Source organism: Bradyrhizobium sp. MV1.5 (assembly GCF_055807615.1).
Window position 1 is genome coordinate 163795 of record NZ_JBVVPL010000009.1, and the last position, 14495, is coordinate 178289.

At 63.8% G+C, this 14495-nt stretch carries 11 protein-coding genes; 6 read left to right on the forward strand and 5 right to left on the reverse strand.

Annotated features, from left to right (window positions below; translation table 11 throughout):
* Positions 1–253 precede the first annotated feature (253 nt).
* Both AC0L2J_RS11925 and AC0L2J_RS11930 read right to left on the reverse strand, forming a co-directional pair.
* Complete coding sequence (locus AC0L2J_RS11925) at positions 254–1447, reverse strand: M20/M25/M40 family metallo-hydrolase (protein WP_473389811.1); 1194 nt, start codon at positions 1445–1447, stop codon at positions 254–256.
* Between the two features lie 24 nt (positions 1448–1471).
* Positions 1472–2725 (reverse strand): MFS transporter, encoded by a 1254-nt coding sequence (locus tag AC0L2J_RS11930; RefSeq protein WP_473389815.1) that lies wholly within the window; start codon positions 2723–2725, stop codon positions 1472–1474.
* A 143-nt stretch (positions 2726–2868) separates the two neighbouring features.
* On the opposite strand from AC0L2J_RS11930, the gene xylB reads away from it, so the two are divergent.
* From xylB to AC0L2J_RS11950, 4 genes are all read left to right on the forward strand, one after another.
* Positions 2869–4314: a xylulokinase gene (xylB, locus tag AC0L2J_RS11935; protein ID WP_473389817.1), complete on the forward strand. Its 1446-nt coding sequence runs from the start codon at positions 2869–2871 to the stop codon at positions 4312–4314.
* Between the two features lie 207 nt (positions 4315–4521).
* The gene (locus tag AC0L2J_RS11940; protein ID WP_473389821.1) at positions 4522–6057 is read left to right on the forward strand and encodes a sugar ABC transporter ATP-binding protein; all 1536 of its coding nucleotides are present in this window, start codon (positions 4522–4524) and stop codon (positions 6055–6057) included.
* Positions 6050–7105, forward strand: coding sequence for an ABC transporter permease subunit (locus AC0L2J_RS11945; protein ID WP_063993315.1), 1056 nt, complete (start codon positions 6050–6052; stop codon positions 7103–7105). Before AC0L2J_RS11940 ends, AC0L2J_RS11945 begins: the two co-directional genes overlap by 8 nt.
* 95 nt (positions 7106–7200) lie before the next feature.
* Entirely contained in the window at positions 7201–8148 is a 948-nt protein-coding gene (locus tag AC0L2J_RS11950; RefSeq protein WP_473389826.1) for an ABC transporter substrate-binding protein, read from the forward strand.
* Between the two features lie 333 nt (positions 8149–8481).
* Here the strand turns inward: AC0L2J_RS11950 and AC0L2J_RS11955 are convergent, their stop codons facing one another.
* Positions 8482–9108, reverse strand: a complete 627-nt coding sequence (locus AC0L2J_RS11955) for a hypothetical protein (RefSeq protein ID WP_473389829.1) — start codon at positions 9106–9108, stop codon at positions 8482–8484.
* A gap of 251 nt (positions 9109–9359) precedes the next feature.
* Positions 9360–10640, reverse strand: a complete 1281-nt coding sequence (locus AC0L2J_RS11960) for a L,D-transpeptidase (RefSeq protein WP_473389832.1) — start codon at positions 10638–10640, stop codon at positions 9360–9362.
* Positions 10641–10692: 52 nt separating this feature from the next.
* Here AC0L2J_RS11960 and AC0L2J_RS11965 point away from each other — a divergent pair, with 52 nt between their 5' ends.
* Positions 10693–12027: a lysozyme family protein gene (locus AC0L2J_RS11965; protein WP_473389836.1), complete on the forward strand. Its 1335-nt coding sequence runs from the start codon at positions 10693–10695 to the stop codon at positions 12025–12027.
* A gap of 182 nt (positions 12028–12209) precedes the next feature.
* Here AC0L2J_RS11965 and AC0L2J_RS11970 read toward each other — a convergent pair whose 3' ends face one another.
* Positions 12210–12623 carry a bleomycin resistance protein gene (locus tag AC0L2J_RS11970; protein ID WP_473389840.1) on the reverse strand — a complete coding sequence of 138 codons (414 nt, stop codon included), beginning with the start codon at positions 12621–12623 and terminating at the stop codon, positions 12210–12212.
* A gap of 749 nt (positions 12624–13372) precedes the next feature.
* Here AC0L2J_RS11970 and AC0L2J_RS11975 point away from each other — a divergent pair.
* A complete protein-coding gene (locus AC0L2J_RS11975; RefSeq protein ID WP_473389843.1) occupies positions 13373–14404 on the forward strand; it encodes a serine hydrolase domain-containing protein in 1032 nt (343 codons plus the stop codon).
* Positions 14405–14495 lie beyond the last annotated feature (91 nt).

Consider the following 14495-nt stretch of genomic DNA (forward strand, 5'->3'; position numbering starts at 1 on the left):
AGTGCGGGAGATGGCCTGGGAGCTCATGCTGCTGCGAGGAATGGCAATGGGTCCGTGCCCCGATCTTTCGCGACCTCCGCCCACTGCTGGACCTTCGGCCTCTGTATCACTTGATTTAGATCAAGCGCACCGGGCCGGGCGCCTCGATCCGCGGCCGGCGCGGGCCGGCCGAGCCAACGCGTGCGGCGCTGTCCCGCCGAAGGATATCGCCGGCTTTGTTTTCCAATTTGTCGGCGGGGTTTTGGTGGGCAGCTCACCGCATCGTTGCGAGCTGCACGGCCAGCGCGCAGGCGCGATCATATTCGTCCAGATTGATCCACTCGTCGATCGTGTGCGCCTCGTTCTGGCCGGCGCCGAAGGTCACGGTCGGAACGCCGTGGCGGACCATCCAATTGGCATCGAGGCCGCCATTGGCGGTGCGCACGTTCGGGGTGCCGCCGACGGCGGACACCGCCTCCACCGCGCGTTTGACCACCGGCAAATTGTCCTTCATGCGGAACGGGAAATAATCGGTCTCGGCCTTGAACTTGATCTTGCCGGACCTGCCTTGCGCGTTGGTGACTTTCCTGGCCGCCTTCTCGAACGCGGCCTTGTAGGCTTTTGTGATCTCCTTGAAGAACTTTCCGTCATGGCTGCGGCTTTCGCCGCGCACATGCACGTAGTCGGTGACGACATTGGTGGCGTCGCCCGCAGGTCGCCCCTCGCCGCCGGTGACGGGGCCGACATTGCTGGTGCCTTGCTGCTTGCGCTTGACCACCTTGCCGAACCAGCCGCCGGCCTTCACGTCCGCCAGCGCAAGCGCGAGGATCATGGTCGAGGAGATGCCGCGCTCCGGCGCGACGCCGGCATGCGAGGCGCGGCCGAAGATCTCGACGGTCCAGCGGTCGGCACCAACCGCGCCGATGACGACGTTGGAGGCCGAGCCGCCGTCATAGTTGAACGCCATCACCGGCGAGCCGAGCTCGTCCAGCTTGACGTGGCGCGCGCCGTAAAGCCCGCTCTCCTCGCGCACGCAGAACAGGAGCGTGATCGGCGGATGATCGAGCTGCTGCTTTTCGAGCTCGGCCGCCAGCGTCACCAGCACGCCGCAGCCGCAGCGATTGTCGCCGCCGAGCGCGGTCTTAGCCTCGTTGACGATCTTGCGACCCGACTTCTTCGGCCTGGCGCCGGCGCACAGCGGCACGGTGTCCATGTGGGTCATGAACATGATGCGCGGCTGGTTGTGCAGCGCGCCGCGGCCGGGCAGGTCGACGATCAGGTTGCCGGTCTCGGTCGGCACGGGAATGCGCGTATTGGCGTCGTCGAGCCGGATCGCCTTCGCCGGCACGCCGCTCTCCTTCAGCGCGGCCGTGAGCTCACGCCCGATCGCCGCCTCCTGTCCGGTGACGCCCTCGACGGCGAGAAAGCGCATGAGGCGGTCGGTGGCGGCTTTGGTGTCGACAGGCATGAGATGTCCCCTTGATGCAGGGCTCTACTCTATCGCCGGTCTTGGCGAGGTGTAGACAAAAAAGATCAGCGCGCCCATGCCAAGCATGGCAGCCATGAACAGCAGCACCGCCGGCAGTCCCGCGAAGGCCGCCACCGCGCCGGTGATCGACTGCATCAGCGCCGCGCCGAGGAAGAAGGCGAGGTTGATCGCCGCGAGCGCCTTGCCCGCGACTTGGGCGTCGACCAGCTGCCGCGACATGCCGAACAGCAGCGGCTGCGCCGAGGTCGCCAAGCCAATGAGCACGAACAGCACGAGGTCGTATTGCGGCGGCATCACGGGAAGGCCGAGCAGCATCGAGACGGCATAATGCGGCGCCCCTAACGCCATCAGCGCCAGCAGCAATGCGCCGGCCAGGTGCGTTCCCGCCACCAGCGCGCGGCGGCGGCCGATCCTGCGGTCGATCATGCCGACGAGAAGCGGACCGGCGATCATCGCGAGCGTGAACGCGCCGAGCTGGTTGCCGGCCTCGACTCGCGACAATCCCTTGACCTGCATCAGCCACGGTCCGCCCCACAGGCCGCGCAGCACCAGCGAGGTCGCAAGCGACACCAGCGCCAGCGCGATCAGGCCGCGCAAGGGACGCGACAGTCCCAGCCTGAGCACCTCGATCATCTGCGACAGCGGCGAGGATTCGTCCTTGTGCTCGGCCGGCTGGTTCGGCACCAGCAGGAACACCGCGAGCGCCACGGCGACGCCGCCGAGTGCCGAGATCCAGAATCCGGCGCGCCAGCCGTAAGTGTCGACCACGAAGGCGAGCGGGCTCGACGACAACAGCATGCCGATATTCCCGATCGAGAGGATCGCGCCCGACCACAGCCCGAAGCGCGCGGCCGACAATTGCTTGGCCGCCAATGTCATCGGGCACATCAGCATGCCGGAGGTGGCGACGCCCAGCAGCACCTGACCGACTGCGAAGCTTTCGGGTCCCGTTGCGAATCCCGACGCGATGGCGCCGACCACGGTGCCCGCGAGCAGGCTCAGCGACACCGGCCGCACGCCAAAGCGGTCCATCGCCGCACCGACCGGGATCTGCGCGGCCGCAAACGCGAACGGATAGACCGAGGTGAGGCTCGCCAGCGCCTGCGGTTCGATGCCGAAATCCGCCGCCATCAGGTCGAGGCTGACCGCCGGAATGGTGCGCAGCAAGGTCGAGAGCATGTGCCCGCAGGCGAGCGCCAGCAACGCAAGGATCAGCGCGCGGGTGGCTCCCGCGTCGTTGGTGGCGGCAGTGGTCATAGGCGTTGCGTCCCGGCAAGGTTTCGGGTGGGGTTACATGATTGGCGGGTGCATGCCAACATCGGGACCGCCATGCCCGCAATGTCATGGACGCGTAACGCACTGGACGCGCAGCGCAATGGACGCACAAGGCAAGTGACATCATGTATCTCGGCATCGACCTCGGCACCTCTGCCGTCAAAATCGTTCTGGTCGACGACGCGCAGCGTGTGGTGGCGAGCCGCAGCCGGTCGCTGACGGTCTCTTCGCCGCGTCCCGGCCATTGCGAGCAGGACCCGGCGCAGTGGACCGAGGCCACATTCGCGACGCTGGACGCCTTGAAGGCGGATCACGCGCGCGAACTGGCCGAGGTCGAGGGCATCGGCCTGTCCGGCCAGATGCACGGCGCGACGCTGCTCGACGCCAGCCACACGCCGTTGCGGCCCTGCATTCTCTGGAACGACGGACGGTCCTTTGCGGAATGCGCCGAGCTGGAGCGGCGCTGGCCCGCCTTGCGGACGACGACAGGCAACAAGGCGATGCCGGGATTCACGGCGCCGAAACTGCTGTGGCTCGCCAGGCACGAACCGGAGACCTTCGCGGCGACAAAACTCGTGCTGCAACCAAAGGCCTATCTGCGCCTGGTGCTGACGGGCGAGGCGATCGAGGATGTCTCGGACGCCTCGGGTTCGCTGTGGCTCGATGTCGGCAGCCGCGATTGGTCGGATGAGGGGCTCGCCGCGACCGCACTATCGCGCCGGCAGATGCCGCGCCTCGTCGAGGGCTGCGCGCCGTCGGCACGGCTGCGGAGCGAGTTGGCGCAGCGCTGGGGCATGGCCGGGCGGCCGATGATCGCCGGCGGGGCCGGCGACAATCCGGCGGGAGCCGTCGGCATCGGCGCCATCAATCCCGGCGCAGCCTTCATTTCGCTCGGAACCTCCGGCGCATTGCTGGTACCGACCGAGACGATCGCGGCCAACCCGGAGCGGGTCGTGCACACGTTCTGTCACGCCGTCCCGGATAGATGGATTCAAGCCGGCGCGATCCTCTCGGCGGCATCGTGCCTGGCCTGGATCGCCCGGCTGTTGGGGACTTCCGAGGCCGACCTGCTGGCGCCGCTCGGGTTGCGCCCGCGGGCGCCGTCGCCGGTCAGCTTCCTGCCGTACCTCTCCGGCGAACGCACCCCGCACGATGACCCGGATGTGCGCGGCATGCTCGATGGACTCAGTCATGGCACCGATCGTGACGCGGTCGTGCAAGCCGTGCTGGAAGGCGTCGCCTTCGCGCTTGCGGATTGCCGGGACGTTCTCGCCGAGACCGGACTGGCGATCGCGGAGGCGGACGTCATCGGCGGCGGCTCGCGGTCGCGGTTCTGGCTTGCGGTGCTGGCCAATGTCCTGAACGTGCCGATGCATCGCTTTGCCGACGGCGAGACGGGCGCGGCGTTTGGTGCGGCGCGGCTTGGCCGCCTGGCCGTCACCGGGGAGGCGATCGATGCCGTCTGCACCGCGCCCGAACGCGTCGAGACGTTCGAGCCTGAGCCCGCGCTTGCACAGGCCTATGCCGAGCGGCTTCAGCAATGGCGCCGCCTGTACCGGCCGCGGCGCTGATCGCAATGCGCGATGATGTGGCGAAGAAAAGGCATCACGCGCGAGATCGGTTCCGTCTGCAAAAGATAAAAGCAGCGCCGGACCGTTGGTCGGCATGCCGGAGGTATTGCCCTGCGCCACAACCTTTTGTTTAATGCTTGCGCGCGCCAGGGACCAACGAGACGCGCGTGAGATTGCGGCCGCCGTCGGCGCGTCGGGGGAGGTGTGATGAGCGAGCCCATCCTCGAGATGCGCCGGGTCTCCAAATCGTTCTTCAGCATCAAGGCGCTGCGCGACGTCGATCTCACCGTTTACGCGGGCGAAATCCACGCTTTGATGGGCGAGAACGGTGCCGGCAAATCCACCCTGATGAAGATCCTGTCGGGCGCCTACCGGCCAGACCCGGGCAGCGAAATCCGCATCGACGGCCAGCCCGTGCAGATCAGCGGTCCGCTCGGCGGCCGCGCGGCCGGCATCGCGATCATCTATCAGGAACTCTCGCTCGCCCCCAATCTGAGCGTCGCGGAGAACATCTATCTCGGTCGCGAGGTCTCGCGCGGCGGCTTGCTGGCGCGCGAGGCGATGCGGGCCGGCGTCGGTCCGATCCTGGCGCGGCTCGGCGCGGATTTCACGCCGCAGACCCAGGTCGCCAATCTCTCGATGGGCCAGCGCCAATTGGTCGAGATCGCGCGCGCGCTGCACGCCCGCTCCAGGATCCTGATCATGGACGAGCCGACCACCGCGCTGTCGGCCGGCGAGAGCGAAAGGCTGTTCGCGCTGATCCGCCAGCTGCGCGCCGAAGGTCTCGCCATCATCTACATCTCGCATCGCATGGACGAGGTCTATGCGCTCGGCGATCGCGTCACGGTGCTGCGCGACGGCACGCTGGTCGGTTCGCTCGACAAGGGCGACATCCGCGCCGACACCATCGTCCGGATGATGGTGGGACGCGACGTCTCGTCCTTCTACAAGAAGGAGCATGATCCCAGGAACGATCCCAACGCGCGGTCGGGAGCTCCCGTGCTTGCGGCCGTCGACATCGCCGACGGCAGGCGCGTCAAGGGATGTTCGCTGACGGTGCATGCGGGTGAGGTCGTCGGCCTTGCCGGCCTGGTCGGCGCCGGCCGCACCGAGCTTGCGCACCTCATCATCGGCGCCGCGCCGATGGTCTCGGGCCATGTCGAGATCGACGGGCGCGCGGTCTCCATCCGCACGCCCGGTGAGGCGCTGGATGCCGGCATTGCCTATCTCACCGAGGACAGGAAGGCGCTCGGCCTGTTCCTCGACATGTCCTGCCTCGACAACATCAATCTCGCGGTGCTCGGCCGGGATGCGAAATTCGGCGGCATTCTCGACCGCGACAAGGCCCGCGACCGCGCCAAGCGCGCTTTTGCAGGCCTCGGCATCCGTGCTGCGAATGTCGGTGTTCCCGCCGGCGGGCTCTCCGGCGGCAACCAGCAGAAAGTGCTGCTGTCGCGGCTGCTCGCGATCGGCCCGAAGATCCTGATCCTCGACGAGCCGACGCGCGGCGTCGACGTCGGCGCCAAGTCCGAGATCTATTCGATCATCGACAATCTCGCGAAGTCGGGCACCGCGGTTCTCGTCATCTCGTCCGACCTGCCCGAGATCATCGGCATCTGCGACCGCGTCATCGTGATGCGCGCGGGACATATCGCGGGGCAGATCCGGCGCAACGCGACATCGCCGCTCGATCAGGAGGAGATCATGGCCCTCGCCACCGGAACGGAGCAGCTCGATGCCTGAGAACGGCGCTTCCTCAAGCACAGCCCCCGCCAAAGCCGCTCCCGTCGCCCCCGGTCTTGCCGCCGCGCAGGAGACGAAGCGGCAGCGGACGCGAATGATCATTCGCGCGGTCGGCATGCTGCCGGTGCTGCTGTTGCTGTGCATCGGCTTTCACGTGCTGTCGGATGGCCGCTTCTTCACCGGCCAGAACATCGGCATCGTGGTGCAGCAGTCCGCGGTCAATACCGTGCTGGCCGCAGGCATGACCTTCGTCATCCTCACCGGCGGCATCGACCTTTCGGTCGGCTCCATCCTGGCGGCGTCGGCGATGGCCGGGCTGATCATCTCCAAATTCCCGGATCTCGGGGTGCTGTGGTTGCCGGCCGCGGTGCTCACCGGCGCCGTCTTCGGCATTCTCAATGGCGGCTTGATCGCGCTGTTGCGCTTGCCGCCCTTCATCGTCACGCTGGGGTCGTTGACCGCCGTGCGCGGCGCGGCGCGCCTGCTCGGCGCCGACACCACGGTGTTCAATCCGTCGATCCCCTACGCCTTCATCGGCAACGGCGCGCTGACCCTCATTCCCGGTGTATTGTCGATTCCCTGGCTCTGGGTGATCGCGTTGCTGGTCATCCTGGTGTCGTGGCTGGTGCTGAAGCGCACCGTGCTCGGGGTGCACATCTACGCAGTCGGCGGCAACGAGAGCGCGGCGCGGCTCGCCGGCATCAAGGTCTGGGCCGTGCTGATCTTCGTCTATGGCGTATCCGGCCTGCTGGCGGGCCTCGGCGGTGCGATGCAGGCGGCGCGCCTCTACGCCGCCAATGGCCTGCAGCTCGGCCAGTCCTACGAGCTCGACGCCATTACCGCCGTGATCCTGGGCGGCACCTCCTTTGTCGGCGGCATCGGCTCGATCTGGGGAACGCTGGTCGGCGCGCTGATCATTGCCGTGTTGTCGAACGGCCTGATCCTGATCGGCGTGTCCGACGTCTGGCAATATGTGATCAAGGGCCTGGTGATCATCGGCGCGGTGGCGCTGGACCGCTATCGGCTGCAGGGCTCGGCGCGGACTTGAGAGCAAGAGAATGCAGGGCTCTGCGCCGTCATGTCCATTCCGTCAAGGCAACTGGTCGCCGTGCCGGAGATTCAAACAGACCAGGGAGGAAGCCAATGTTGAAGTCGATCTCGTTTGCCGGCGCCGCGATGGCGCTCGTCCTGAGCTCCGCGCCGTCCTTCGCCAAGGAGCTCAAGTCGATCGGCGTTTCGCTGGGCTCGCTCGGCAATCCGTTCTTCGTCGCGTTGTCGAAGGGCGCCGAGTTCGAGGCCAAGAAGACCAACCCCAACGTGAAGATCACGACCGTCGGCTTCGAATATGATCTCGGCAAGCAGGTCACCCAGATCGACAATTTCATCGCCGCCGGCGTCGACCTGATCCTGCTCAACCCCGGCGATCCCAAGGCCGTCGGTCCGGCGATCAAGAAGGCGCAGGCCGCCGGCATCGTCGTCGTTGCCGTCGACACCGCGGCCGAAGGCGCCGACGCCACGGTAACGACCAACAACGTCCAGGCCGGCGAGATCTCCTGCCAGTACATCGTCGACAAGCTGGGCGGCAAAGGCGACGTGATCATCGAGAACGGCCCGCAGGTCTCCGCGGTGATCGATCGCGTCGTCGGCTGCAAGAACGTGTTCGGCAAGAACCCCGGCATCAAGGTCCTGTCCAACGACCAGGACGGCAAGGGCTCGCGCGAAGGCGGCCTCACGGTGGCGCAGGGCTATCTGACCCGCTTTGCCAAGATCGACGCCATCTTCGCCATCAACGATCCGCAGGCGATCGGCACCGACCTTGCCGCGCGCCAACAGCAGCGCACCGGCATCATCATCACCGCGGTCGACGGCGCACCCGACATCGAAGCCGCCCTCAAGGACCCGCAGGCGATGCAGATCCAGGCCTCCGCCTCGCAGGACCCGTTCTTCATGGCCCGCCGCGCCGTGCAGGTCGGCGTCAACATTCTCAACGGCCAGAAGCCGGCATCCACCGTCGAGCTGCTGCCGTCGAAACTCGTGACGCGCGACAATGTCAAAGACTACAAGGGCTGGACCTCGGACCGGTCGCAGTAAGTAGGGAGCGGGAGACGGCCGGCGCCGGGTGCGGCGCTGGCCGGGCTCGCGTGGTGCGATGTTAGCTCGGCATGCAGCGTTTGACCGGGGCTGGGTCGACCGCGCTCTCGTTAGGCTCATGATCTTGAGGTCGCAGGTTCAAATCCTGTCCCTAATCATACCCGCGGACTCAACCACCCGACGTCCGCTTTTCGACACGAAGCGGGCCCTGGCTTCCAGTGGACCAGTTCAGCTTGTGACCCAAAGAGGACTTAACCGCTCGCTCCATATGCTGACATTGGCTTGAGCGAATCGTCATGCGGTAATCACAAATGCAGTACGTACTCTCTGATCTCATTTTTTGATCTTACCGGTTATGAATGAAATCAATTGCCTGATCGTCGCCTCACCGCGCTCAAAGAAGCAGCGTTGAGCCGTGGCTGGGATGCGCAGATGAGTGTCGCGTGTCAATTGTATCTTGACGTTTGTCGTTGGAGGCTCGCGGTAGAAGGTTATCTGTTCGCCCCAGAAATCTTTGAGGTCGCTGGCTTCGAATTGATACAAATCCAGAATAGGCCGCCCGGATGGTGGCCTGAGTTGGGAAATGCCACGAAACTCGGTGGACCTCGGTGTATAGTCGAGAAAGAGCCGCTGCCGAACGATCGGCTCGATGGTCTGGTTAATTAAGACTACCTGTCCAATGTCCAGGCACGCCGGAATGTCAAACGGAGGTCTAAAAAACACAGACGCATTCCGCCCGACGGTCAACGTCGAGTCTGAGCTACTGGGCTTCCCGTGACCGCTAACCCAATTGATTTCGCTTGGCTCGAACGCGATGGTCGTTGCCCCAAACCGGAGCTCTAACAATCCCGATTGCGCCTCTTGCGTTGGAGATGGCTCAATCGGTGCTGCAAGCACTTGAGTACTCGACAGAATGCCCCAATAGATCGCGACCCAAAACGAGATCAGAAGCCGCTGCATTGGTGGGCCGGCCACGGGGAGTTGCGACATCCATTGGTTGTGCAACAAGTCACGCTAACCTTCGGTAAATTTCCAGATGTAGTTCCGCTTGTGGCCCGTAGCTGACCTGTCCCGCGCAGCCGGTCCATGACCGCTTGTCACTCTTAGCCGACCTCGCGCCGCTTTGGCTCAGGTGCGGACATCAAGTTGTCGTCGGACAATTCCACCTGGGTGCGCAGCGGCATCGTGTGTTGGTGAGTTGCGCCGCCGCGTCAATGCGTTACCACGATGAAATCCGTGTCTTTTCCGGTCTCCTGGCTAATTCCGTCGTCGGAAACAATCAACGAAGAGGCCGGCGTCAGGAGTTCAGAGATCTTCTCAACCGTATCCTGGGGCATTTCGATACGGTTGAGCGCAGCGTTGGCTTTGTCGGGTAACGGTCCCGGCGCGGTTTGCTGCGCGGGCGATTCTCGCCGTTTCGTGGCAGCTTCGGACATACGGGGCAATTCCTCTGGAATCGACACGACGCTCCAGCGAATAGCCGTTCCCTCGTTCTGGAATTCCATTGCGGTAAACACGTGCGTTCCCAGCGGCTCCTCCGGATTTTCGATCTTGACCGGGACATCAAACAACGGCGTGAAGCCCTGACGCACGAACAGCTTGCTCAACTTACGACTGACGAAGATGGAGATCGGGACGATCTTTTTAGGCACGCTTGCAGCGGGAGCCGAGCCCGGCTCCTGGAGACTGGCGGCTTCTGGAGTCTCGGCGTTTGACACCAGTGATCCCTGCGTTGCCGCGGCTGCACCGATGCTCTTGGTTGCGACGGTGGCACTCCGGAATTCGGACGAACCGGACGCGGCTTTCGGTTGAAAAAGCTGCGGATTGGTTATCTCGACCGGCTGGACATCACCATGCGCAATGATCACGCGCGTGCCGCGCTTCGTGAGATGCCAGAGCCGAACGGCAAAATCATTCTTCAAACGGATGCAGCCGTGTGACGCTGGATGCCCAGGGACGACACCGGCGTGCAACGCTATCCCTGACCAGGTGATGCGTTGCATGTAGGGCATGGGGGCGGCGCTATAAATATTTGAACGGTGCCATCGTTCTTTGCTGATGACGCTGAACACGCCGAGGGGCGTCGGATGCCCCTGCATTCCCGTGGACACCGAAGAGCGTGCAATCAGGGCCCCGTTGTCAAAAAGCGAGACCCGTTGGTCTGCGATCGAGATGATGATCTGGAGCGGGCCCTTCGGAAGGGGCTCGGGCCGAACGCTCTTCGCCGTTTCAGAGTTTGTCTGCCGGTGGTGGTGCTTGTCCTTGTACGGAGCGTAATGGCTTCGCCAGAACGTGTGTTGGGGTCCAAACAGAAATTGAGCGTGTGCGATCCCCGCGGGGAGCATGAAAATGGCGAATACAGCGGTTGTTATCGCGCGCTGCATTGCTGGTAATTCCTTAACGAGCATCGCCCGGTCCCGTAGGCGCGACTCCATCGTTTCGAGACGATGCGCGAAGCCGAAGCCTGATGCGTCATCCTGACGGCGCGCCAAGCCTCTCCTCCAAATCTGGTCGCAGTGGGTCGAAAATTGGACGGTACTCACAATGACCGTGCGAGTTGCCGCTGAGACGGGCGCAATGGCTTGTGATCGACGCGTTGCAATCGGGCAACACGTTTCGGAAAAATTGACGAGCGGCGGTTCGCGCCATTGCGCGGCCCACATTGATCCCAAGGATGAGCCTCTTCGCATGCTTGGCTTTTCTACACGCTCCGGTGGAGCCTATGGGGGCGACGGCATCATGAACCCGCGGCGATTTGCGATAGTGGCGCCGACGTTTTGCGGAACGGTCGTTCTCGCGGGGTGGATCGTTGGCTGGCTGGCTGGCTTCGGTCCGGCGGGCACCGAAAACTCCCGCGCGGTGACAATCCAGCAGCGCGCAGCATCCCTCGCCGCCAGCGCGAGGCTCGCGGATGAACCGCAGGCAATCGCAATGGGCAACACCGGGCCCGCGAACGCCGCTGTTGCTAGCGCCGAAGTGGCGACGGCCGCTGAGCCCGCGGCAGGGACGGCCACCGACGTGACGGTGGCCTCGGACAAATCGGAATCGATCGTCGTGGCCGCGTTGCCCGATCCGTCGCAAACGCTGTCGGCCGATTTACCGCCTGCGCAAGACTCGGTGGACCTGGGCCACCACGATGTCGCCCAGCCGGCGCCGACCACGTGCGGTGCATCCGGCGGTGCCTCCAGCACGGGGCCGCAGGATTTCCGGTATCTCATTTGTTATGTCTGGTCCGAACTGCCGCCTGCCGAGAAGCCGGCTGCGATCGTCTTGCGTTCGTTCAAGGACATCCCGGTCGGAACGCCGGTGGAAGAGATCAAGCGAGCGTCCGACGCTTTCGGTCTGGATTTCGCTTTCATGAAGGCGGTAGCCAAGGTCGAGTCCGGGTTCGACCCCAAGCAACGCACCGGGTCGTATATCGGGCTGTTCCAGCTGAGCAAATACGAGTTCAGAAAATTCGGCTCCGGAGACATTCTTAATCCCCGCGATAATGCCGTTGCGGCAGCCTACAAGGTCATCACGGAAGGCATTCTATTCCAGTGGGTGACGCACAGGAACCCGGACTTGAACGATCTTTACCTGATCCATCAGCAGGGCTGGGAAGGCGCCGCGGAGCACCTCAGCCAACCCAATCGCATCGCCTGGAAATCGATGTGCGCCACCGGCGAAGGCAGGGAGAAGGGCGAAAAATGGTGCAGGCGCGCGATCTGGGGCAATACGCTTCCGGCTGTCAAAGAGGCGTGGAAATCCGTGGAGAAGCTGACGTCGGAGGCGTTCGTCGGAATGTGGCGCGAGCGGGTTGCTCATTTCCAATCGAAATACATGGGCACCGCGACCGCCGACGCCGAGCGGGCGCAGGCACCAGTGAATGTCCGTTGAGTGGTTAGCAGGAGTTGCCGCGCCCGCGGGCGAGCGGGGCTTCACCGTCGCTGGTCGCGCGGATCACTTTACATCGTTGCCTGATCAGTCGCTTGGGGAGGAAAGTGAAGCTGCGTAGACGAAGTCCGCTTCTGGCCCGGAGCGGACGGGCCACTTGACGCGGCTCTCTTTCGAAAGCGTGGTTACCTCTTCCCCAAATCCTCAGCGAACCGCAGGAGGTAACCATCGGGGTCTTGGACCAAGAATTGCCTGTTGCCGCGCTCCTCTCCGGCGATCCGATACCATGCGTCGTGACACTCTCTGAAGAGAGCCCATTTGTGCTGCTTCAGTGCATCCAGAAGAGGAGCAACAGAGTCGACGGAGATTTGAAAATTAATCCCGCGCCCCAACGGCCGCTCCAGAGGCCCGGTTTCCCAGTTGCCATTTCTCTGATTCAGCATGACCTGTGCCCCTTGTAGTTCGATGTATATGAAGAGATTCTCAGGCCTTTGATAGGCAATCTGGAAGCCAAGTATGTCGCACCAAAAATTCTTGCTGCGTTCCAGGTCGAATACGTCAAACTCGGGTACAAGCCGAGCAAAGCCGCCACTAGGCAATCATCCATCGTTATTCCCATCACTCGGCATTCCTCACGCTCTTGGTTTAGCGAACCGCGGCAGGGCCGATGCCGCTCTCGTGAGGGGCTATCTATCATGGATCCTCTGCGAGTGCGTGTGGCCCGTAGTTGACCTGCCGCGTGCAGCCGGTGGAGGACCGCTAGTGACCCATAGCTGACTTGGACCGCTCGCCTGCACCACGACTATTTTCCCGAGTGAGCTCGATCTCGGTCCGGAATGGAGCTAATGCCGACACTTCTATCAAGGGCGTAATGCTCAGAGTGTAGAGACCCTCATCCAGCGGCAACAAGGCGAGTTCACGAGCGCGGGAGATAGCTGTTAATGCGACGATCCCGTCCGAACTGCCGGTCTGATCATGCACGACGCGGTTCTCCTGATCCCGGACGGTTACGCGAAATGTCGTCGGCAGCTTGCCGGGAGGCGAGCCTGCGTTGATCGGTTGTGCGACGGGACCGCCAAGGAGAGCCATAGCCTCACCAGCTTGGCGGCCAGCGCCGTTTGTGACCCATTGCCGACCTCGGCATGAGTAGTATTTGCTACTCAACAACAGCGTGTTATGTATCTTGATGCTCGTCAGAGGGGTTGCGAGGAGAATGAGACGGCGTCAATTCGTTTCACTTCTCGGAGGAGCTGTGCTGGCGCCACTCTCCGCCTCTCGTGTGTTCGGGGCCGAACTTGGCGGTTGCGGTATCCCAGACGCGCGAGATGACGGCTGGCTCCCCACTTCTATGGACGAGGACAAGCTCATCGACCGCAACGCTCTGTGCGGGATGGCCGATCGGCTCGCGGGCAGCGCCGACGTGCACGCCGTCCTGCTCGCACGGGGCGGCAAGCTGGTGTTCGAGCGCTACTTCAGGGGCAACGACGAGGTCCCCGGCCGCTTTTTCGGCCACCGGCTGGAATACGTTACTTTTGATGCCGATACGCTCCACATCATGAAATCGGCTTCGAAGAGCGTCCTGTCACTCGCAATGGGCATCGCGATCGATCGCGGGCTAATACCTGGCGTCGACGAGCCGATCTTCAACTTCTTCCCCGAATTGTCGGACTTGCGATCCCCTGAGAAGGACCGCATTCAGCTCGTGCACGCGCTCACAATGTCGATGGGTCTGAAGTGGGTGGAGGCGACTCCGGCCACTGGGGACTATAACAACGACGAGGCGCGCATGCGTATTGCGTGGGATCCCTGTCGCTATGTCCTCGGTCTCCCCGTCACCGCCCCGGCGGGACAGGAGTTCTTCTACAACACCGGAGCGCTCGCACTCGTGTCGGCAATCCTGCGCAAGGCTACCGGCATTCCCTTCGAAGAATTTGTCCGTGTCAACCTGTTCGAGCCTCTGGGCATCACGCGCGTGGCGTGGGATCGGTACTGGGGCGAAGCGGACGCCGGCGGCGGATTGCACTTGCGGCCGCGCGACATGGCGAAAATCGGCCAGCTCGTCCTCTCCAGCGGCCGCTGGAACGGACGTCAAATCGTTTCGAAGGCATGGATCGCGGAATCGACGGCATTCAAGTTCAAGGCCACCGACGGTCAATCCTACGGGTACCTGTGGTGGCTTGGCCGCGCCAAGGTCAATGGGCGTGAGATCGACTGGATTGGCGCACTCGGTCGCGGCGGACAGTCGATCCGCATCGTGCCGGAGCTCGATCTGATCGTGGCGGTGACCGCGGGATATTACCAAGACTACAGCCCGCGCGCCTTTCAAGCGCAGTTCTCCGTCTTCAGGGACGTCCTGCGGGCGATCTCGCCTCCTGCCTGAACTGGGAGCGCCGACGTACGTCGCATTGGTCCGCTTTATGGCCCAGCTGCGAAGTCGAGCAGGGTCCGACGGGCGTCTGCCCATCGCGGCA